Raw genomic sequence first — 20,671 nt, forward strand, 5'->3', positions numbered from 1 at the left:
TCTTTCTAATTTATAGAGTGTTAGAAACCACACTATTGATGAGTTTATTGCCATCGTTGGTCAAATTCATTATCTTGCATGGCGTTTGCAGTGACTCTGACAAGTTGCTCATACTATAATGCATGCTTTAGTGACTAAGAATTTGTTACCTTGCAATATCAATTAAAGAAAAGCCGAAAGCGTAAGAGCGTTGCGATAAAAATCAAAGCTGGCCAAGTCTTTGTGTATGCACCAGAGCAAATCTGCGAGCGCTGGTTACATACTTGGGTGGAAAGCAAATCCGGTTGGATAAAATCAAAGCTTGCTCTAAAAATCATACCTGAGAGCCCTCGGCCACTGGAAACAGGAATTGTGCAAGTATTTGGCGAGACCTTTATCATTCAAAGGGGCGAAAGTACGACCTCTGTAATTGATTTTGATAACAAAAGGGTGTTACTTAAGGCTGTCAAAAATGAATGGCGTGAATTAGTTGCGCTGTTAAGCGAAACGCTAAATGACTATGTAGACATGGCTATTGCGCGATATCAACCTGATATTCAAGCTCGCTTTGATACGCTAAAGATACGCGTTTATAAAAGCCGCTGGGGCAGTTTTTCATCTAAAGGCGTGCTTGCGTTTAATACGCTTTTGATTGGTGCGCCTAAGTGGGTAATCGATTATGTGGTAGTGCATGAACTTTGCCATTTTCATGTCATGGCACACAATAGCGCATTTTGGTATTTGGTAACAAAGCACTATGGCCACGACCATAAAATGGCTCGGCGTTATTTACGTGACCACGGTCGTGACTTGATGATTGAGCATTAGCATAGTGCCCTGTTTATGCCTATTATTTGCCGGGCCTCGCTTTTGCCGCGCGTTTTAACAACTTTTGAAATGTCGGGCATTCAAAATGGCTTGGCGCAGGGCATTTTGCAGCGTGATAGAGGCCATCTCGCATTGCAGTTAAATGCTTTATGGTTTCATTTAATTCATCCGCTTTGGATTGTAACTTCACCCTATCAATATCCGCTTTACCCTCGGGGGTAAACATGTCCGCTATTTCATCTAATGAAAAGCCTGCGTTTCTTCCAAGGGTAATAAGCGCTAGACGTTCAAGTATCGACGGAGGGAAAACACGTTTGAGCCCTTGTCGACCAATCGATCGGATCAGCCCTTTTTCTTCATAATATCTAAGCGTGGATGCGGGTAAACCTGACTTCTTTGCAACTTCACTGATATCCATTCTTGCCCTTGACTTAAAGTTAACTTGAACTAATAGGATAGCGGCTATCAGTAAAAAAGAGGAGTAAAAATAGTGGAAAACCTATATTCGATGTTAATGCCTGCAGTTGCTATTGGCGTAGGTGCAACGCTCGTTATGGATTTGTGGGCATTTATGCTCAGTCGCTTATTTGCCATAAAGGGCTTAGATTATGCGTTGGTTGGTAGGTGGATTGGGCACTTGTGTCAAGGAAAACTCACGCATCAAGGTATCGGGCGTAGTAAACCAATATTTGGTGAACGTGTCATTGGCTGGGGCGTGCATTATCTCATTGGGATTGTATTCGCCTTGGTGTTACTACTGAGCGTGGGCAAGCCTTGGTTGACTGAGCCTAGCCTTTTGACTGCGTTAGTTTTTGGCTTAATAACGTGTGTGTTTCCATTTTTTATTATGCAACCCTGCTTTGGTGCAGGGATCGCAGCATCTAAATTACCAGAGCCGAATAAGGCAAGGGTAAAAAGTATGACAACACATTTGATTTTTGGCTTTGGATTGTTTTTAAGCTCGTTTATATATGTAAGCTTGTTGTGAGATAACACAATAAAAGGTGGTGGAGGGAGCTGGATTCGAACCAGCGAAGGCTGAGCCGTCAGATTTACAGTCTGATCCCTTTGGCCGCTCGGGAACCCCTCCATCATTTGGAGCGTTTACTTTAAAAGTGGTGGAGGGAGCTGGATTCGAACCAGCGAAGGCTGAGCCGTCAGATTTACAGTCTGATCCCTTTGGCCGCTCGGGAACCCCTCCATACATTTTAAAGCGTTACAATTTGAAAGTGGTGGAGGGAGCTGGATTCGAACCAGCGAAGGCTGAGCCGTCAGATTTACAGTCTGATCCCTTTGGCCGCTCGGGAACCCCTCCGAAATTGTAACTGTTGTTTATGGTGGAGGGAGCTGGATTCGAACCAGCGAAGGCTGAGCCGTCAGATTTACAGTCTGATCCCTTTGGCCGCTCGGGAACCCCTCCGAAATTGTAACTGTTGTTTATGGTGGAGGGAGCTGGATTCGAACCAGCGAAGGCTGAGCCGTCAGATTTACAGTCTGATCCCTTTGGCCGCTCGGGAACCCCTCCTAAACAACGGCGGTGATAATAACAAAGTTTTTTTCGAAGTAAAGAAAACTACTAAAGTTTTTCGGAAAAAGGCCGATAAATTCATAATTAGCAAAATAATCGGTTGGAATACATGCAAATTGATGGCGTTTTAATCAGTGAGTCGCAATTAGGGTCCGCATTGAACATTAGTGTTCATCAGACGCGCTCTGCCGATTTTGCCATGCTGTTATCTATGCTATCAACTGATGCATTAGATTTTAGCCAATTTCACCTACCAAAATCTGAAGCTGCTGCAAAAGATAACTCAGAAGAAACACTAAAGAAGCAATTTGAAATAGGTCCACAAAAGCCGCTTGCGCCAAAAGAGTACAATATGCTTATTGGTCAGCATAACGCGCAGCTGGTATCTATGGGGGCGATGGCAACCTTGCGATTGCAAGAAAATTTAAATCCAGAACCTTTTGCCGCACGAAATGATAAAAAGCATATTCCACTCGACGTTGTAGAAAATTTGGAACCAGCGGTTAAAAGGCGTTTGGCGAGCGCGCAAGGTAAACTGGCCTTAGTTGCTGATAAGGCAATGGATGCGGCTGGTTTTTATGATCAAATTGCAACGGGTGATATGCAGAGTATGTTACGCGCGACGGCGTAACAACATTAGCTGCTTTTGCTCCTTCAAAATTGAGCAAATTTAAGACAAACTGGTATTAAACTTGTCATTTTACAGCTCTTTGCTTCGTTACTAGACTGACATAAAACGCTATGCTTATCGTGCTTCATGTCTAATACCAATTGAATTAATTCTCTAATCAATTTGAAGGGTGAAATAGCATATTAGCTTCGTTAAAAATTTCTCATTTAGAACAACTAAATAGCAAAATTTTTGCCTTGCTACTAAAGCTATTTCCCCGCTTCAAGATAGATCATTTACTTAATACAACTGGTATAAGCTAAACGGCCTTTAATCATCCTTAGCTCGTTTCAAGCCTTTTTTATTGCTTTGTATCTAATCTCTAGTTCAGACTATTTTAGCTACCGTGGCACTTTTTATACTTTTTATCACTGCCGCACGGACAGAGGTCATTTCTGCCTATCTTGGTTGTAGGCGTATCGTACAATTCACCATCTAAGTAATACCATCTGCCTGCTTCGGTAATAAAATTTGACCGCTCATGGAGTATATAGTGTGTGTTTTCTGCGATATAGTGCGCCTTAAACTCAACAACCCCCTGAGTAGCTTCTGCTACTTCTTCTAGCACTTCCAATTTTATAAAGTGTGCATAATTAGCAAATGCAGCAATATCGTCGATATTGTTTTGTGCTTGTTTAGCCTGGGCGTAGGTGTCATGAATATACTTTGCATCTTTTAAGCAGTATGCAGTATAGCGAGAGCGCATTAGTATTTGTGGACGCTCTGCGAATTTTTGTCCCTTAAGGTACGGCTCACAACATTGCGAATAGGGAAGGGATGAATTGCAATAACAAGACATAAAAACTTCAGTTTTAACAAATTTATATCCTGTTATTGTAGCTTGTTAAGCGCTTTGAAAACAGTGGATCGCAACGTCAGATACCGGCAGTTCCATTTTGTTGATAGTTTGCACTGATGCAATATCAGTCCAAATCACCACTGCAGCGAAATTACCATTGCTGATAGCACTTTTAAGTACATACTCAAGGTCGTATATGTGCTTTTGCCTAATGACGAGCAACTTACTTGCATCAACTGAAGCGCTTTCTAGTAGTGACTTGTTTGGTACATTATCGGGTGCAACGAGTAGCGTCCAGCCTTGTTTATGCTGACATTTATGTAAAACTTTAAGTAACTCTAAGCTAGCGACGATCTCATCTTCAACTATCACATTATTGATTTCGTTAAGTGTGTAATAAGTTGAATTGTTTGGCTGTAGAAGTGCATTGCTGTGTAACATAATTGTCTCACTGGTTATCTATACAGTATGTGTATACAGTAGTTTATACAGTGTGTGAATGCAAGGAAAATTGCTAGCTTTTTAATCAATATTCAAGCTTAATTTTTATTTAGTTTAAATTTTCAATATAAAACAAGTGGTTGTGATTTTTTTGAAATGAGAGCTTAATTGACGAAAGTTCAGTATGAGTAAAGCAAGGAAGTTTTCTCAGCTGCGATACAGTAGTTTTCCTACTGTATCATTTTGATCGTCGCAGAGGGAAAGCGTACGTTTACTTAAGAGAGGCTTAGCTACGCCTAGCCTACGTTTTTTTGGAGAGTCAAATTTAATTTACTGGCTAATATGCTGTAGTTGATGAATTTGCTCGTAAAGTGTTGCAGCATAGCACTGTGCATCTCTAAAGCGCTTAGTTGTAAGGAAGCGGCGTACATCTAGTAGTACCTGTTCGGCGCCTTTGTGCCCTTGGCTGCTGGCCAAACTTAACCAAGCGGCTGCATGAAAGGGGCTGGGTGGCACTCCTTGACCTTTCATAAACAACAAACCTAAAAAGAACTGTGCCTTCAAATCACCAGACATCGCCGCCAGTCTTAGCCATTTTGCCGCAAGCGGAAAAGATTTTTCTTTTAGGTAATAGAGGCCTTTTTTCAAAGCTTGGGTATTGTCGTGAAGATCTGGGAATTTTGCGTCCGCTTTTAATGGTGACGTTACAAATTCAAGCACATTCAGCAGCTGCTGTTCTAAGTCATGGTTTGCTGAGTTGTCGGTGCTATTTTGATCCATATCTTTATTCGCAATAATGTTGATAAGCAGAGTGTAGCTGAATTTTAACTATTTTGTCCGAGTTTTAAAGTGATTCGTGTTAAAATCCAACCACTTGTTCCTTAAATTTGTAATTTTAGTTATGCTCGAGCGGTTATTTTCACTGCAAGCTATGCACACCAATGTAAGAACTGAGGTGATTGCTGGCTTGACGACATTCGTTACTATGGTTTACATCGTTTTCGTAAACCCTGCAATGCTAGCAGAAGCTGGCATGGATCACGGCGCTGCTTTTGTAGCAACTTGTATCGCAGCCGCAATCGGCTGTTTTATTATGGGGCTATGGGCAAACTATCCGTTAGCGCTTGCGCCTGGAATGGGCTTAAACGCCTTTTTTACCTATGGTGTTGTGCTTGGCATGGGCTATACATGGCAAAGTGCATTAGGCGCGGTATTTATGTCGGGCTGTTTATTTCTATTTTTGAGCGTATTCAAAGTTCGCGAGTGGGTGATCCAAGCCATACCTATCGTGCTAAAGCGTGCGATCGCGGCAGGTATTGGCGCATTCTTAGCGTTAATCGCGCTAAAGAACGCGAAAATTGTTATCGCAAGCGATGCGACATTAGTACAACTTGGTGATATCACTTCTCCCGGCCCGCTATTAGCCATTGCGAGCTTTTTTGTGATTGCGGCGCTTATGTACCGTGAAGTCAAAAGTGGCGTGCTTATCAGCATTTTAATGGTAACGGGTATTGCGTGGGGGCTTGGGCTTGTAGATTATCACGGGGTTGTTGATATTCCCCCAAGCATCGCGCCGACCTATATGCAGTTGGATTTGAGCGGAATTTTTGAGCTTTCCATGCTTAGCGTGGTGTTTGCATTTTTATTTGTCGATTTATTTGATACCAGTGGCACATTGGTTGCGGTGACTCAAAAGGCCGGATTATCTGACGAACATGGTCGCATGCCAAGGTTGGGTAGGGCACTGTCAGCTGACAGCACTGCGACGATTGCAGGCTCAGTGCTCGGTACTTCAACGACGACTTCATACATTGAATCAGTGTCGGGTGTATCTGTCGGTGGTCGCACAGGACTGACGGCCGTGGTCGTGGGGATCTGTTTCTTACTCATGATGTTCTTTGCGCCATTGGCACAGATGGTTCCTGCATATGCGACGGCAGGCGCGATACTGTATGTGTCGGTATTAATGCTACAAAACCTAAAGTTGATTAATTGGGATGAAATGAGCGATGCTATTCCGGTCAGTGTTGTGTTACTGATGACACCGCTTACGTTTTCAATCGCACATGGTATTGCTTTGGGTTTTATTTCTTATACGGCAGTTAAATTGGCGTGTAACAAAGCAAATGAAATCAGTATCAGCGTTTGGGTACTGACCCTACTTTTTATCTTAAAGTTTGCTTTTGGTTAAGCAAGTGGGTTTACTCTCTTTGTAATAAAAAAGGCTGGGAGACCAGCCTTTTACGTAAATTATGGTGTTACCACTTCTTCTTCGGTGCAAACAGGACGTCCAAGTCGTCTTGTTCTTGCTCTGCTTTCTTTTTCACCGCTGATGCGTTAGACGCTCTAAGTTCACTGCTGATCTCTTCTAAATAACCTTCGAGCTGTGCTTTTTTCTCTTTTACATAGTCATCATTGTATGAGACGGCGCAAATTGTAGCGTAAGCTTTTTCAAAGTATTGTCTTGCTGAACCGACCATGTTTGCGGTTCTCGCTGAAAGCCCTCGTTTTATCTGGCTTTCAACATTGATTTTAAGCTGAAAGCGCTCCAGCCTACGGTCTTCATTAACGAACAGTTGAGTGTCTACTTTACCTTTACTATGCTCTGAGCGTAGTAGTTGGCGTAATTTTTTTATGCCTTGAACTAATGCGATAATTTGTTTGTCGTTGTCTGGAAGTGCTATCGAGTCTGAGTCAGCTGCTTTTTCAGGCTGAGTATTTAAGCGCTCTTGCGACTCGTGTAAGCGACTTTTTAATTCTTTCGAAGTCGGAGACAACTCCACCATTGCGGCTAAAGCATCGTGCACGCGGCGCTGAATAATACGGATCATGACTTCAGACATCGGAATATTGCTGCCATTCATGATGACGTCTTCCGCTTCTTCTATTACGCGTTTTTGCTTAGCAAGTTCTTTGCGTCTCTCCGCTTCTTGTTTCTCTTTATGTTGCTGGATAGCGCTTACCCAAACTGCTATGACGATAAGTGCAACAATCAACATTATTATAATAGAAACAAACATACTGAAATCTCTTTCATGTAACCACCAGTGTAATTTTTTAATCTTACATGAATTCGTACTATTCTGAACAGGTTTACGACAATAACCTGTAAAAAAGATAAAGAATTCATTATTTTTTAGTATAGCCGATGCCTAAATGAGCGGTTAGTTTTAGTGAAAGATAGTCGCCAGATTTAGCTCGTGAGTTTGCAAAAGCGTGTCACAATATCCGCTATTTGGCCAAATGACTGTCGGAGCGTCAGTGAAAATGCTGATATTTAGTACCTCTTGGCTACCTCATTTTTACCAAATGTGCTAGCCTACATAAGGTCGTAACAGGCGGTTTTTATCGCTTTGCACTAAACTCGCTAACAAAAAGCGGTTTTGCTATGGGCTGATGCTCAACATCAAGAGATCATAAGAATAAAAGCAATATGAAATTACAACAATTGAGATATATCGTCGAAGTGTTGAATCACAACCTTAATGTGTCAGCGACGGCGGAAAGTTTATATACCTCTCAACCTGGTATTTCAAAGCAAGTGCGCATGCTTGAAGACGAGTTGGGGGTACAAATTTTTGGCCGTAGCGGTAAGCACTTAACGCATGTTACGGGCGCGGGTAATGAAATTATTAATATTGCTCGTGAGATCCTCTCTAAAGTGGAAGGGATCAAAGCGGTTGCAAATGAACATACCTTACCAGATCAAGGTAAACTAAACATCGCAACGACGCATACACAAGCTCGTTACGCGTTACCTCCTGTGATCCAAGGATTTATGAAAAAATATCCTGCGGTTTCTCTACACATGCATCAAGGTACGCCACAGCAAATCTCTGATGCTGCCGCTCGAGGTGATGCTGACTTTGCTATTGCTACCGAGGCGCTGCATTTGTACAGTGATCTTGTCATGCTACCTTGCTATCACTGGAATCGTAGTATTGTGGTCGCCAAAGACCATCCTCTTGCACAAAAAGGCAGTGCACTGACGGTGCAAGACGTCGCTAAATATCCGTTGATCACTTATGTGTTTGGTTTTACTGGCCGCTCAGAACTGGATAAAGCATTTAATGCTCATGGTTTGGAGCCACACATCGTGTTTACTGCAACAGACGCCGATGTGATTAAAACCTATGTAAGATTAGGGCTCGGTGTTGGCGTATTAGCGTCAATGGCACTTGATGAAAAGTCTGATAGCGACTTAGTTTGTATCGATGCAAGTCACCTATTTGAAGCAAGTACGACGAAAATCGGTTTCAGAAAAGGAAGCTTCCTAAGAGGCTACATGTACGATTTTATTGAGCGATTTGCACCGCATCTCACAAAAGATGTGGTAGAGCGTGCAAGTTTGCTACGAAATCAAGATGATATCGACAAGCTATTTGAAGGTATGACGCTTCCAGTAAAATGAAGTACTTGAAAAGAATATGAAAAAGGCCTCAACAGAGGCCTTTTTCAATACTGTTATTCGTACCGGAGCGGATCTGTTGCGTGGTTTAGTTCAAACGCTTCGAGACGCTCTTGGCAAGCACCGCACTTACCACATGCTTTTTCGCGGCCGTTGTAACACGTCCAAGTGTCAGCGTAATCTAATCCCATTTTTAGACCGTCAGTCAGGATATCAATTTTTGAGTTGTTAAGATAAGGACTGACAATTTCAACCGCGTCGTAGTTCGCAATGCGACAAACATCATCCATCTTTTTAACGAACTCTGGGCGGCAATCTGGATAAATTGCATGATCGCCAGAGTGAGCACCGTAAAATACCTTATTTGCTTTTAGAGAGACAGCGTAACCTACCGCAAGAGAAAGCAAAATCATATTGCGATTAGGCACAATCGTGCTCTTCATGCTCTCTTCTTCATAGTGGCCTTCTGGCACGTCGATGTCATCTGTTAGGCTAGAGCCTGACAATAATTGATTGATAGCCGAAATATCAACGACCTTATGAGCAACGCCGAGTTTTGCACATACGTCAGCGGCAACTTGTAGCTCTTTTACATGTCGCTGGCCATAGTTAAAAGACAGTGCATAAACCTCATGGCCCTCGCGGACAGCCTTGTTTAATACAGTGTAAGAGTCCATTCCACCGGAATAGATTACGACAACTTTTTCGCTCATAGGTGATTTGCCTCGATTTTGATAGAGGTTTACTTCAGGGCGCGATATACTACACGGCCGCTGGAGAAATGACAATTTTCTCGCGGTATTTTTCGACAACTTTATCTTAAACACGGGGCCATTTTGTACAAGGTTAACGAAATATTTGAAACAATTCAGGGTGAAGCAAGCTTCACTGGTACGCCTTCAATCTTTTTACGTTTGCAGGGCTGTCCAGTTGGTTGCGCTTGGTGTGATACCAAACAAACCTGGGAAACCAACGACACTTTTATTGTTTCATTGGATAACACTGTAGAAAAAAAGGCTGACTCAGAGTGGTGGGCGAACGCGAGTGCTGAAGAGATCTTGGCGATTTTCGAGGCTCGGGGCTACCAAGCCAAACATGTGGTGATCACCGGTGGTGAACCTTGTATGTTTGATCTTCGCCCATTATGCGAGTTATTGCATAGTAAAGGGTACAGCACACAGATTGAAACCAGTGGGACATTTGAGATCCTCGCGCCAGCAGAAACTTGGGTTACTGTGTCGCCAAAAATTAATATGCGTGGAGGTTACAAAGTACTTCCAAGTGCAATGGCTCGTGCCGATGAAATAAAGCATCCCGTCGCGATGCAAAAGCATATTGAGGAATTAGAGGCGTTATTTGCACAAACTGGGGTTGAACCAAAGCTTGTGTATCTTCAGCCAATTAGCCAAAAAGCCAAGGCCACTAAGCTTGCAATAGACAATTGCAAAGCGAAAAATTGGCGCCTATCAGTTCAAGTGCACAAGTATTTAGGGATTAACTAAAGCGATTTGCCTAAGCGTATTTTAGCTAAAAATGCAGTGTGTTTAAGCTGAGGTATTGAACAAGCAGCGTGCTTAGGCGTTAAGTTCTATGTAGAGGTCAATAACACTCGTTACTGACCATTTCAATCATTCTTTGCGTTTCACCACTGTTCTCAAATTGATAGAGATTGCGATTGATATCTTTGAGCAATTCATGCCAATGTGGTTTTTGTTTGCTAAGTGCAAAGTAGAGGTGATTATACTTAATAGGTGGCGTCACGTTTTCAATGTTTCTCAGTAATTCAATTTTCTCAGCTCTAGGTAAGTCTGAATAATTGACCGTAAAGCGCAGCACTTTTGGATCGCCTATTACTAAATTTACGCGCTTACCGACGAGTAATTTCACTAGCTGTAAATCATTTACGGCTTCCACTGTAACGAATTCACCATTATCCATCATAGCATCAAATTCAGGGGTATTCTGATAGCCCCTCACGACACCAATGAGCTCATTCTTAACTGAGTTTAGATTACCATCAAAGCGGTCTTCTTCACCTCTTCGCTTCAAAAAGCCGATTTCACCACCAGGAAAAGCATTAGATAAAGCAAGTAGCTCTCTGCGGGTCTTATTCTTGTGATTGTCAGACGGTGCTGAATCCTCAATATAGTATTCTGGGAATAAAATATCTGCTTTGCCCGTTTCTGCGGCTCTTACAGCACGAGCCCAAGGCAAAAATTCAACATACACTTGATAGTCTAAGTCGGTAAGCAGTGCGACGGCAAACTGGAAAGCCCAGCCTTTGTTGCAGAGGTTTGCACCGATATAAGGTGGCCAATCTAATGTCACGATATGAATGAACGCATTTTTGCCTTTCTTATTGTATAGATAACCCCCTTGGTACTTTTCTCCAGCAACAAGGTGAAATTCACCGCCCTTGAAGTAGGCGACGTTTAAATTCTCCCCATAGATGAAGCTACTAAACATGAGAAAAAACAAGAGTAATAAGGTCTTTACAATCATCGAAGTCAAAAAAGAGTAGCGAATAGGTAAAGTGTAGTGAAGGAAGGTGAAATTAAAAGGAATAATATAAAAAACAAAGGGGCAGTGATGCCCCTTGGTAATCTAGAATATGAAGCTCAACTCTTACTGCACTAATTCTTGTTCAGAGAATGTGTCTGCAAAAAGTGGGCTAGTTAGGTAACGCTCAGCAGCGCTTGGCAAAATAACCACGATGTTTTTATCGGCATTTTCAGGTTTCTCGGCAATTCGCTTTGCGGCAACTAGGGCTGCACCAGAAGAAATACCTACTAAAATACCTTCGTCTTTCATCAGCTGATGTGCCATTGCAATTGCATCTTCATTCGACACCAACTCAACGCCATCAATAAGCTCAAGATCTAGGTTGCCTGGAATAAACCCAGCACCGATCCCTTGAATTTTGTGTGGACCTGGCTTTACTTCGTCGCCCGCAAGGGTCTGCGTGATAACTGGTGAGTCAACTGGCTCAACAGCAATTGACTTAACATTTAGGCCTTTTTCATTTTTCAGATAGCGTGAAACACCGGTGATCGTGCCACCTGTACCAACGCCCGCAACGAAGTAATCGATATTACCTTCAAGTGCATCAAAAATTTCTGGGCCCGTTGTTTCAAAATGGATCTTCGGGTTTGCTGGGTTTTCAAACTGTTGTAGTAACACGTACTTTTCAGGGTTACTTGCTTGAATTTCATTTGCTTTTTCAATCGCGCCTTTCATGCCCTTAGCGCCTTCTGTTAGCACTAAATTTGCGCCAAGTGCTTTTAGTAGTTTACGACGCTCAAGGCTCATCGTATTTGGCATAGTAAGTGTCAACTTATAACCACGAGAAGCAGCAACGAAAGCCAGTGCAATACCCGTGTTACCTGAGGTTGGTTCAATAAGTTCTTTACCTTCGCTAAGAAGACCTGCTTTTTCAGCTTCCCAGATCATAGACGCACCAATACGGCATTTAACGCTGAAGCTTGGGTTACGCGCTTCCACTTTTGCGTAAACATTGCCGCCAGAAACGCGATTGATTTTAACCAGCGGTGTATTACCGATAGTTAGACTGTTGTCTGCATATACTTTAGTCATTTGTGTTCCCTAATCTAGGTTTGCTTGTATTCCATCACTTTACTGCGCATTTCGCAAAACGAAAGGAAAGATTGGCTATAAGATATATCAAATTTGCTTATAGCCAATAGTTATTTAAAGGTTGATATTTAAATCAACCAGGCATAACTGAACTTCATAAATACCGTCTTTTCGTCTTTAGTTATCTTTGACAAATCATCGTCTTGATAACCATGATCGGAATAGCCTGCAAAGAAAACGGTTTGTGGGTTTAGTTTATAGGAATAGAGCAGTTGGGTGCTGATGCTTTTATAAGTCGCATCAACATCATCGTTATAATTGCTCTGGTTTCTCGAAATATCTGTATTGATGATTGCCAATCTCAAATAGCTATTAATGTTGAATTGGTAAGTCAGGCGGATATCGCTCAGATTTGCGGTATAAACTTCCGCGCCATCTGCTTTCATTTTTTCGTATGTGTGGCGTAATCTAACTTCAAAATGTTTGCCAAAATTGACGTTAATAACCGGACGGGCGAAATACAAATCACCAACACGGTTGTTTGCAAGGTCAACGCGGTTTCCTTTACTTAAGTTCAAACCTGCGAAAACGCCGGCCATTGGCTTGAACTCCATATAGGTCCACTGTGAATTCTCGGTAAATAGATCGGTATTGCCGTCAATCGCTAAACGGGTTTCATCATGTCGCAGTCCTGTGCGTTTTCTATGTTCAACACCGAAATCAAGAAAGCTTTGCAACGGGCCGTCAACTGCAAAGTTGGTTTGCAGTTCTTTTTCTAATAATTCGCCTTGCTCGTTGTGGGAAATATCCCAGTCGGCGTACCAACGTGCACGGTTCCACCAGTTGCTTTCATCGCCATACCAACGGTACTCACCGCCGAAAAGAAATTTATTAAAGTCGATCTGAGTGATAAAGCCCATATCGGTTCTAAGTGCTGCATCGCGAGCTTGATAGCTGGTAAATGCCTTCCAATGCTTGCGATTGTGTTCATAATTAACGTAATAGCCAGCACCACGGTCATCTTCGTCAATCACTCTGAGTACACTTTCGTTTAGGTCGCACTCAGCGAGCGTACTATCACATAACGCTTCGGCGAAAGCGCTATCATAGTCTGTATCCGAGCCAATTAACTGCACCTGTAAGGTATCGTTATCTGTTGGCTTGTATTTGGCGTCTATACTCGCAACTTGGTTGCGATAGTCGTCGCTTTGCCTAGTCGTCGATGTCACGCCTACAGACAAGGTTTTGTTTAGGTCATGACGATATCTAAGCGCCATGTTTTGGCTTTTTCTCTCTAATGAGACAACACTCGAGCCCAAATTTCCGGGAACAACGACATTGAGTCTTTCATCGTTGGCAATAAATCCCGCAAAAGTGTGACCGTTTTTATTACCGGTAAGCTTGACGCCATAATCGGGTGCTGAAATGTTCCGAGTATGAATAAGGTTAAGGTGAGAAGAAAAGTAATCGGAATTATCTAAAAAGAACGCCCGTTTTTCAGGGAAAAATAGGCTAAAGCTATTATTAACGCTCAATTGTCCCGTGTCAGCTTCAACTTGTGAGAAATCGGGGTTTAGTGTTGCGTTTAGCGTCGTGTCTGGCGTGATAGCCCACTTTACGTCTAAGCCCGGCTCGACATTATTGTCGGCTTGCCATGGCTCTGCGATACCATCATCTATGTCGCGAGATTCTTGCCTATTGGTGACTAGTGTTGGAATAACGGCAAAGTTATTACCTTGCTTAGCCTTAGCAAATCCTTGATATTTTGGCATTTGACAGATCCAGCAAGAATTTGCATGTTGCAATTGCATGCTGGAGATACGCAACCTTTCATTTCTTGGATAAAAACGCAGAAACTCTAAAGCCATGGTTTTGCTTGCGAGAGAGTCGTTAAAATTCAATACACGAAGTGGGATTTCAACTTCAACAACATAACCGTCTTTGTTTATCTTTCCGACGCTATCCCAGATCCCATTCCAAGAACCATTCTCGCTTTTAGTGAGTTCGTTTTCAATTGAGTCTTGTTGTACACCTAGTGGATTGATGAAAAACTGGTAAGCGCTTTGGGCGTTGTTAAATGAATCAATTTTAATGCCGACAAGATCGTCTTCCCAGGCGCGGTCACGGTCACGATAAAATGCGCGGATCAATTCAGGATTAGGGTCCTTTGCATCAAAAGCAATAAATAAAGATTGACCATTCTCATATACGTAGGCCTTAGTTTGTACTGGACTTGATTGGTTCTCGTATGGCCAAGTGATGTTGTTGATATCTATTTCTAATGCACGTTGCCAAATATCGGCTTCAAGTACACCATCAATTTTTGCAGAACTATCGATAAATGGGATTTTATTTGGGTCTAGTGCCCATGCTTGACTAGATAGACTAAGCGCGAAAAAAGAGTAGGTTACAGCTTTAAGCATGAATTTAATTATTTTACAGAGACTTTTTCCAGTATTAGATAATATGCAATGAACTGAAACAATTTATTTTCGTCAGGTTGCAATTATTTACGTTGGGTGGCGAATATGTATACATAAAATGTACAAATCGATTTATCTCCATCGAATTAATAGCAAAGGTGGTCAAAAACATGTTACAACAACGCCTTTGAAAATCTGCTAGGAAGTAACTATGTCTCTTATATTGAAGCTAGTGGCGGGTATCGTCGCTGGTATGTTGGCGGGTCTGTACTTGCCGACTGTGTTAGTTGAGCTCTTATACACCTTCAAGGTGATCATAGGGCAACTTATCAGCTTTACTATTCCTCTGATAATCCTGCTTTTTATTGCTTCAGGTATAGCAGGCTTACCAAAGGGATCGGGCCACTTGCTTGGTAAGACAGTTGGCTTTGCTTATGGGTCAACCATTATTGCTGGCACATTAGCATTTTTATTAGTTAATGCTTTCATCCCATTCTTTGACGGCGGCGTTGCTTATCAAGCCGTGGAAGAATCTCATCTTAAGAGCTTTATTAATATTGAGATCCCTCCGCTGATGGGAGTGATGACGGCACTTGCAACGGCATTTATCTTTGGTATTGGGATGAGCCAGTGTGGCTTAACTAAACTTAAAGGTGTCACTGACGAAGCGAGAGATGTGGTAGATGCACTGCTTGCGAAAGTCATTATTCCAATATTACCACTCTACATCGCCGGTGTTTTTGCTGAAATGGCAGTCGCAGGTACGGTATTCGACACCCTAAGTACGTTTGGCGTGGTATTGCTTGCCGCGATTATTATGCATTGGCTATGGCTAAGCACCCTGTTTGTGGTGAGCGGCCTGTTACTTGGTAGAAATCCATTGGAATTAATCAAAAATATGCTACCTGCGTATTTTACCGCTATTGGTACTATGTCGAGCGCGGCAACTATTCCTGTGTCTCTTCGTGCAAGTAAATCTAATAATGTTAACGAAGAGGTTGCCAATTTTACTGTACCACTTTGTGCCACCATCCATTTGTCAGGGTCGACTATTACCATAGTGACTTGCGCAATGGCCGTGATGCTGCTTTCTCCTGAGATGGTTGTACCGTCATTGTCGGAAATGTTGCCATTTATCTTTATGCTTGGTGTAGTAATGATTGCGGCTCCTGGTGCGCCGGGTGGAGCGGTTATGTCTGCGCTTGGACTATTGACCAGTATGCTTGGTTTTAATGAGGGCGCAGTGGCATTGATGATTGCTTTATATTTAGCGCAAGATAGTTTTGGCACAGCATGTAATGTAACCGGTGATGGTGTGATTGCACTTTGGGTCGATAAATTTTCAAAGCAAAGCTGAGTCATATAAAAATAAATCTACTATAAGTCGCTATGGCTAAATGCCGTAGCGGCTGCCTCTAAAATCATAAAGCGGTGAAATTATAATCAAACTGCTTATTTCATGAATTAACTATTTAGTTAATTCATATCAAAATTGTATTTTTCTCTCGTTTCTATCGTTATGCTTTTAAAAAATATGTGGTAATCTCAAACATCTGGAAGCGGGGCTGTTGGTTGCTTCGCTCCTTTTACCAATATATATGTAGAGGGTATGCCATTGATTAATGTGCTTTTAGTTGATGATCATGAACTTGTCAGGACTGGCATAAAACGCATTTTAGATGATGTGCGTGGCTTTAAAGTGGTAGGAGAAGCCAAAAACGGTGAAGAAGCCGTAACCTTTTGTCGCCAAAGTGAGCCTGACATTGTGCTAATGGACATGAACATGCCTGGAATTGGTGGATTGGAAGCGACCAAAAAGATTTGCCGTTACTGTCCAGATGTAAAAGTTATTGTGCTTACGGTACATTGTGAAGATCCTTTCCCAAGCAAGGTAATGCAAATTGGTGCGCATGGTTACCTAACAAAAGGTGCAGGCCCTGATGAAATGATCAACGCAATACGTGCTGTTAATGCTGGCCAGCGTTATATTGCGCCAGAAATTGCTCAGCAGATTGCCCTTGCGCAATTTAGTGGCCGCAATGACGAAAACCCTTTCCAATCGCTATCGGAAAGAGAATTACAGATCATGCTCATGATCACTAAAGGTGAGAAAGCACAAAATATTGCAGATCGCTTGAACCTAAGCTCTAAGACGGTAAATAGTTATCGCTATCGCATGTTTGAAAAGCTCAATGTGAGCGGTGATGTGGAATTAACCCACTTGGCTATTCGCCATAAAATGATCGATATAGATAGCAGTCATTAAGTTCTTTTTAAATGACTGAATTTGATTACAAACCTTTCCTTAAGACATTAACAACAGAACCTGGTGTGTACCGCATGTACGATGTGGACGACCAGGTTATCTATGTTGGTAAAGCAAAAAACCTCAAAAAACGAGTTTCTAGCTACTTCCGTTCAAATATCACAGATAGTAAAACGCGAGTATTGGTCAGTAATATTGATCATATTGAAGTAACGTTAACGAATACCGAAACCGAAGCGCTGCTTTTAGAAAATAACTTAATTAAGAAATACCAACCACGATATAACATTCTCTTAAGAGACGATAAAAGTTATCCGTATATTTTCTTGAGCGCCCATCAACATCCAAGGCTTGCATTTCATCGTGGTAGTAGAAAACAAAAAGGCGAATATTTTGGTCCTTTTCCTAGCAGTGCTGCGGTATCGGAAAGTCTGAGGTTAATGCAGAAGATCTTCCCGGTTAGGCAATGCGAAGATGCGTATTACCGCGCACGCAGCCGACCTTGTTTGCAGTATCAGTTAAAAAGATGTTCAGGACCATGCGTTGGCAAAGTAAGCGACGAAGAATACCAAGAGCAAGTAGCCATGGTTCGACAGTTTTTGACAGGACGCTCTCAGGACGTTATCTCAGCACTGGTGGAACGAATGGAAACCGCCAGTATGTCTTTGGATTTTGAGAAAGCAGCAAAACACAGAGATCAAATTGCTTTATTAAGGCAAATGCAAGAACAGCAGTCCATTGCAGGGAACTTTGCAGAGCTTGATGTCATCGGTTATGAGCAGAAGAACGGTTTAGTGGCCATTCATGTACTGATGATAAGGGAACATAAGGTACTTGGGACGAAAACACATTTTCCAAAGGTACCAAAAGATTCTGGGGCAGATGAAGTGCTAACTTCTTTCCTTGGACAGTATTACATTTCAACGGGTAACCACTCAAGAATTGCTAAAGAAATTGTATTGCCATTCGAAATAGAAGAGGAAAGTGCATTAGAAGCAGCGCTGACTCAAGTTTCGAAGCGCAAAGTTAATTTCAAATGTAACGTTCGTGGGGAACGAGCCCAATATCTTGCATTAGCAAATAAAAATGCGCAAAACAGTATTGAAGTTAAACAAAGTGCACAAGACTCAATCACCAAACGATATGCTAAACTAAAAGCAGTGCTAGGGCTGTCAGACATTCAAAGAATGGAGTGTTTTGATATCAGTCATACCATGGGAGAAAACACGGTCGCATCGTGCGTTGTATTCGATGGTCAAGGGCCAAACAATAGAGAGTATCGCAGATATAACGTCACTGGGATCACCCCAGGGGATGATTACGCAGCGATGGATTTTGCATTAAATAAGCGCTACGGCAAAATGTCGGATGAAGCGAAAGTACCCGATATTATTTTTATTGATGGTGGTAAGGGGCAGTTAGGTAGGGCGGAATCTTTCTTCGCTGATTGGCAACTCAATAAAATGCCGATACTGATAGGGGTTGCAAAAGGCACAAGCCGAAAGCCGGGATTAGAAACATTGCTAATAGATGGTGGTCGTAAAACGGTGAATGTCGAAAGTGATTCACCTGCATTACACCTTATCCAGCATATCCGCGACGAATCACATCGCTTTGCAATTGCAGGGCATCGTAATAAAAGACAAAAACAAAGAACGCAATCTGTGCTTGAAGAGATTGAAGGCGTAGGTCAGAAAAGACGTCAGGCACTACTTAAGTTTTTAGGAGGCATGCAGGGAGTTAAATCTGCAAATATACATCAATTAAAGCAAGTTCCTGGGATCAGCCCTGAAATGGCTGAAAAGATATTCAATCATTTGCATGACAAAGCTTAAGCAATCATGCGAACATAGAAAAAAAGACAATACCAAGTAGTTATGTGGAATATTCCAAATACGCTCACAACATTTAGATTGCTACTCATTCCCGTGTTTGCAGTCGTTTTTTATCTTCCTTATTCATGGGCGTTTTTTGCCGCCGCTTTTATTTTCTGGTTAGCTTCCGTTACCGATATCCTCGATGGCTATCTTGCGCGTAAGTTGGAACAGTCAACGCCATTTGGTGCTTTTTTAGATCCTGTTGCCGACAAGGTGATGGTCAGTGTTGCTTTAGTGATACTTGCTACACATTATGATAATTATTTCATTACTATTTCTGCTGTTGTCATTATTAGTAGAGAAATAGTTATTTCTGCGCTGCGTGAATGGATGGCCGAACAAGGTAAAAGAGGTAGTGTTGCAGTATCTTGGCTGGGCAAATTCAAAACAGCTGCACAGATGTTAGCTATTATAGGTTTGATTTGGCAGTTATCAGATTGGATGACAATGCTAAGTTACGCACTTTTAGCTATCGCGACATTGCTAACATTAGTTTCTATGATCCAGTATCTCTATGCTGCAAAAGGAGAATTGACTAATTCTTGACTTGAAATGATTATAAACCCAGCGGTTTAGATAAATTTTGAGCAAACGATTCAAAACATTCATTTTTTATGTTGACGCGTTCCAGAACTTCTGTAGAATGCGTCCGTGTTGAGAGGGCAGTATGCCATCTAAATGAAATTTAGATAGCATCACCTAGCAAGTTAAAGTTTAGAGAAGCTTAGTAAATAAGTAGATTTAAACAATGGAACGCGAGTATAGCTCAGCTGGTAGAGCGCGACCTTGCCAAGGTCGAGGTCACGAGTTCGAACCTCGTTACTCGCTCCAAATTTGCGGCGGAATGGCAGAGTGGCCATGCAGCGGATTGCAAATCCGTCTACCTCGGTTCGACTCCGGGTTCCGCCTCCATTTCTCAACATATCCACATGCGAAAGCAAACCCGATGCCCGGGTGGTGGAATTGGTAGACACAAGGGATTTAAAATCCCTCGCTGGTAACAGCGTGCCGGTTCAAGTCCGGCCCCGGGCACCATTTATATCGGGATTTGTATGTAACAAATCTATATGGTTTTTATATACAAAACGGAACGCGAGTATAGCTCAGCTGGTAGAGCGCGACCTTGCCAAGGTCGAGGTCACGAGTTCGAACCTCGTTACTCGCTCCAATTTTTGCTTTCACACCCGATGCCCGGGTGGTGGAATTGGTAGACACAAGGGATTTAAAATCCCTCGCTGGTAACAGCGTGCCGGTTCAAGTCCGGCCCCGGGCACCATTTATTTTTCACATATCAAATTTACCAGTGTGAAAAATGGAATGCGAGTATAGCTCAGCTGGTAGAGCGCGACCTTGCCAAGGTCGAGGTCACGAGTTCGAACCTCGTTACTCGCTCCAATATTCTTCATGGCGGAATGGCAGAGTGGCCATGCAGCGGATTGCAAATCCGTCTACCTCGGTTCGACTCCGGGTTCCGCCTCCATATCGCATATTCTCTTTATTCTTAATACCCTCACTTATTTATCTTTTTATTATCCAAGAACTTCACTGTTACTGATTTATCCACATCTTCTTTTACTTAAACATTGTTTCTTTAGATCCCAGAATCATTGCTATAGCTACTAGTCAATAATAAGAAGGATCGAAAGTTAGTATTCAATGCCTTTATAAACGCACCTATATTCATATTTTCGATAAAAGGTATCATTTTGGTATCTAGTCCTGCTTATTGGATAGACTTACTGCTTCATAGTCGCTTTACATTTTCACTTCCACATAATTTACGTACACCTTCTCTACATAAAGCAGAATTGACCTGGCTTTGTTTCGAGTTCTATATGTAAGTAGGCAAGTTGATATG

Annotated in this window: 19 protein-coding genes and 12 tRNA genes; 17 read left to right on the plus strand and 14 right to left on the minus strand. The window is 42.2% G+C overall.

Features of this window, described 5'->3' with window-relative positions:
• Nucleotides 1-150: 150 nt before the first annotated feature.
• Entirely contained in the window at nucleotides 151-807 is a 657-nt protein-coding gene (locus QSH61_RS07495) for a M48 family metallopeptidase (RefSeq protein ID WP_206471642.1), read from the plus strand.
• Nucleotides 808-829: 22 nt separating this feature from the next.
• On the opposite strand, the gene QSH61_RS07500 is transcribed toward QSH61_RS07495, so the two are convergent.
• Nucleotides 830-1,225 (minus strand): helix-turn-helix domain-containing protein, encoded by a 396-nt coding sequence (locus tag QSH61_RS07500; RefSeq protein WP_174170944.1) that lies wholly within the window; start codon nucleotides 1,223-1,225, stop codon nucleotides 830-832.
• A gap of 72 nt (nucleotides 1,226-1,297) precedes the next feature.
• Between QSH61_RS07500 and QSH61_RS07505 the strand changes: the two genes are divergently transcribed.
• On the plus strand, nucleotides 1,298-1,795 hold the full coding sequence (locus QSH61_RS07505) for a DUF2938 domain-containing protein (RefSeq protein ID WP_010606525.1): 498 nt from the start codon (nucleotides 1,298-1,300) through the stop codon (nucleotides 1,793-1,795).
• A 17-nt stretch (nucleotides 1,796-1,812) separates the two neighbouring features.
• Here the strand turns inward: QSH61_RS07505 and QSH61_RS07510 are convergent.
• The 5 genes from QSH61_RS07510 to QSH61_RS07530 form a co-directional block, all read right to left on the minus strand.
• Nucleotides 1,813-1,897, minus strand: a tRNA-Tyr gene (locus QSH61_RS07510).
• Between the two features lie 26 nt (nucleotides 1,898-1,923).
• A tRNA-Tyr gene (locus tag QSH61_RS07515) sits at nucleotides 1,924-2,008 on the minus strand.
• A 29-nt stretch (nucleotides 2,009-2,037) separates the two neighbouring features.
• Nucleotides 2,038-2,122, minus strand: a tRNA-Tyr gene (locus tag QSH61_RS07520).
• Between the two features lie 20 nt (nucleotides 2,123-2,142).
• A tRNA-Tyr gene (locus QSH61_RS07525) sits at nucleotides 2,143-2,227 on the minus strand.
• Nucleotides 2,228-2,247: 20 nt separating this feature from the next.
• Nucleotides 2,248-2,332: transfer RNA gene (locus QSH61_RS07530), tRNA-Tyr, on the minus strand.
• A 112-nt stretch (nucleotides 2,333-2,444) separates the two neighbouring features.
• Here QSH61_RS07530 and QSH61_RS07535 point away from each other — a divergent pair.
• Nucleotides 2,445-2,966, plus strand: a complete 522-nt coding sequence (locus QSH61_RS07535) for a VC2046/SO_2500 family protein (protein ID WP_010606526.1) — start codon at nucleotides 2,445-2,447, stop codon at nucleotides 2,964-2,966.
• A gap of 376 nt (nucleotides 2,967-3,342) precedes the next feature.
• Here the strand turns inward: QSH61_RS07535 and QSH61_RS07540 are convergent, their stop codons facing one another.
• The 3 genes from QSH61_RS07540 to QSH61_RS07550 form a co-directional block, all read right to left on the minus strand.
• Nucleotides 3,343-3,804, minus strand: a complete 462-nt coding sequence (locus QSH61_RS07540; protein WP_174170943.1) for a YchJ family protein — start codon at nucleotides 3,802-3,804, stop codon at nucleotides 3,343-3,345.
• 45 nt (nucleotides 3,805-3,849) lie between these two features.
• Nucleotides 3,850-4,245 (minus strand): SulA-like leucine-rich domain-containing protein, encoded by a 396-nt coding sequence (locus tag QSH61_RS07545; protein ID WP_017218896.1) that lies wholly within the window; start codon nucleotides 4,243-4,245, stop codon nucleotides 3,850-3,852.
• 330 nt (nucleotides 4,246-4,575) lie between these two features.
• A complete protein-coding gene (locus tag QSH61_RS07550) occupies nucleotides 4,576-5,025 on the minus strand; it encodes a tetratricopeptide repeat protein (protein WP_010375560.1) in 450 nt (149 codons plus the stop codon).
• A gap of 121 nt (nucleotides 5,026-5,146) precedes the next feature.
• Between QSH61_RS07550 and QSH61_RS07555 the strand changes: the two genes are divergently transcribed.
• On the plus strand, nucleotides 5,147-6,436 hold the full coding sequence (locus QSH61_RS07555) for an NCS2 family permease (protein ID WP_010606529.1): 1,290 nt from the start codon (nucleotides 5,147-5,149) through the stop codon (nucleotides 6,434-6,436).
• A 67-nt stretch (nucleotides 6,437-6,503) separates the two neighbouring features.
• Here the strand turns inward: QSH61_RS07555 and QSH61_RS07560 are convergent, their stop codons facing one another.
• Nucleotides 6,504-7,265 carry a hypothetical protein gene (locus tag QSH61_RS07560; RefSeq protein WP_039492261.1) on the minus strand — a complete coding sequence of 254 codons (762 nt, stop codon included), beginning with the start codon at nucleotides 7,263-7,265 and terminating at the stop codon, nucleotides 6,504-6,506.
• 413 nt (nucleotides 7,266-7,678) lie between these two features.
• On the opposite strand from QSH61_RS07560, the gene cysB reads away from it, so the two are divergent.
• Entirely contained in the window at nucleotides 7,679-8,656 is a 978-nt protein-coding gene (gene cysB, locus QSH61_RS07565) for an HTH-type transcriptional regulator CysB (RefSeq protein ID WP_010375565.1), read from the plus strand.
• 53 nt (nucleotides 8,657-8,709) lie between these two features.
• Here the strand turns inward: cysB and queC are convergent, their stop codons facing one another.
• Complete coding sequence (gene queC, locus QSH61_RS07570) at nucleotides 8,710-9,366, minus strand: 7-cyano-7-deazaguanine synthase QueC (protein ID WP_174170942.1); 657 nt, start codon at nucleotides 9,364-9,366, stop codon at nucleotides 8,710-8,712.
• 123 nt (nucleotides 9,367-9,489) lie between these two features.
• Here queC and queE point away from each other — a divergent pair, with 123 nt between their 5' ends.
• Nucleotides 9,490-10,155: a 7-carboxy-7-deazaguanine synthase QueE gene (queE, locus tag QSH61_RS07575; protein ID WP_010606532.1), complete on the plus strand. Its 666-nt coding sequence runs from the start codon at nucleotides 9,490-9,492 to the stop codon at nucleotides 10,153-10,155.
• Nucleotides 10,156-10,252: 97 nt separating this feature from the next.
• Here the strand turns inward: queE and QSH61_RS07580 are convergent, their stop codons facing one another.
• The 3 genes from QSH61_RS07580 to QSH61_RS07590 form a co-directional block, all read right to left on the minus strand.
• A complete protein-coding gene (locus tag QSH61_RS07580; RefSeq protein WP_102056584.1) occupies nucleotides 10,253-11,119 on the minus strand; it encodes a substrate-binding periplasmic protein in 867 nt (288 codons plus the stop codon).
• A gap of 159 nt (nucleotides 11,120-11,278) precedes the next feature.
• A complete protein-coding gene (cysK, locus tag QSH61_RS07585; protein WP_010606534.1) occupies nucleotides 11,279-12,247 on the minus strand; it encodes a cysteine synthase A in 969 nt (322 codons plus the stop codon).
• Between the two features lie 128 nt (nucleotides 12,248-12,375).
• Nucleotides 12,376-14,670: a carbohydrate binding family 9 domain-containing protein gene (locus QSH61_RS07590; protein ID WP_206471643.1), complete on the minus strand. Its 2,295-nt coding sequence runs from the start codon at nucleotides 14,668-14,670 to the stop codon at nucleotides 12,376-12,378.
• 211 nt (nucleotides 14,671-14,881) lie between these two features.
• Between QSH61_RS07590 and QSH61_RS07595 the strand changes: the two genes are divergently transcribed.
• The 11 genes from QSH61_RS07595 to QSH61_RS07645 all read left to right on the plus strand — a co-directional run bounded on the left by QSH61_RS07595 (nucleotide 14,882) and on the right by QSH61_RS07645 (nucleotide 20,293).
• Complete coding sequence (locus QSH61_RS07595) at nucleotides 14,882-16,027, plus strand: dicarboxylate/amino acid:cation symporter (RefSeq protein ID WP_010606536.1); 1,146 nt, start codon at nucleotides 14,882-14,884, stop codon at nucleotides 16,025-16,027.
• Between the two features lie 258 nt (nucleotides 16,028-16,285).
• On the plus strand, nucleotides 16,286-16,936 hold the full coding sequence (uvrY, locus tag QSH61_RS07600; RefSeq protein WP_174170981.1) for a UvrY/SirA/GacA family response regulator transcription factor: 651 nt from the start codon (nucleotides 16,286-16,288) through the stop codon (nucleotides 16,934-16,936).
• An 11-nt stretch (nucleotides 16,937-16,947) separates the two neighbouring features.
• A complete protein-coding gene (uvrC, locus tag QSH61_RS07605) occupies nucleotides 16,948-18,771 on the plus strand; it encodes an excinuclease ABC subunit UvrC (protein WP_102056586.1) in 1,824 nt (607 codons plus the stop codon).
• Between the two features lie 42 nt (nucleotides 18,772-18,813).
• Nucleotides 18,814-19,359 carry a CDP-diacylglycerol--glycerol-3-phosphate 3-phosphatidyltransferase gene (gene pgsA / locus QSH61_RS07610; RefSeq protein ID WP_010375584.1) on the plus strand — a complete coding sequence of 182 codons (546 nt, stop codon included), beginning with the start codon at nucleotides 18,814-18,816 and terminating at the stop codon, nucleotides 19,357-19,359.
• Nucleotides 19,360-19,568: 209 nt separating this feature from the next.
• Nucleotides 19,569-19,644, plus strand: a tRNA-Gly gene (locus QSH61_RS07615).
• 7 nt (nucleotides 19,645-19,651) lie between these two features.
• Nucleotides 19,652-19,725, plus strand: a tRNA-Cys gene (locus QSH61_RS07620).
• 36 nt (nucleotides 19,726-19,761) lie between these two features.
• Nucleotides 19,762-19,848 (plus strand) — tRNA-Leu (locus QSH61_RS07625).
• A 57-nt stretch (nucleotides 19,849-19,905) separates the two neighbouring features.
• A tRNA-Gly gene (locus QSH61_RS07630) sits at nucleotides 19,906-19,981 on the plus strand.
• 21 nt (nucleotides 19,982-20,002) lie between these two features.
• A tRNA-Leu gene (locus tag QSH61_RS07635) sits at nucleotides 20,003-20,089 on the plus strand.
• Nucleotides 20,090-20,132: 43 nt separating this feature from the next.
• Nucleotides 20,133-20,208: transfer RNA gene (locus tag QSH61_RS07640), tRNA-Gly, on the plus strand.
• 11 nt (nucleotides 20,209-20,219) lie between these two features.
• Nucleotides 20,220-20,293: transfer RNA gene (locus QSH61_RS07645), tRNA-Cys, on the plus strand.
• Nucleotides 20,294-20,671 lie beyond the last annotated feature (378 nt).

Source organism: Pseudoalteromonas sp. JC3 (genome assembly GCF_030291895.1).
Classification (GTDB): Bacteria; Pseudomonadota; Gammaproteobacteria; order Enterobacterales; family Alteromonadaceae; genus Pseudoalteromonas.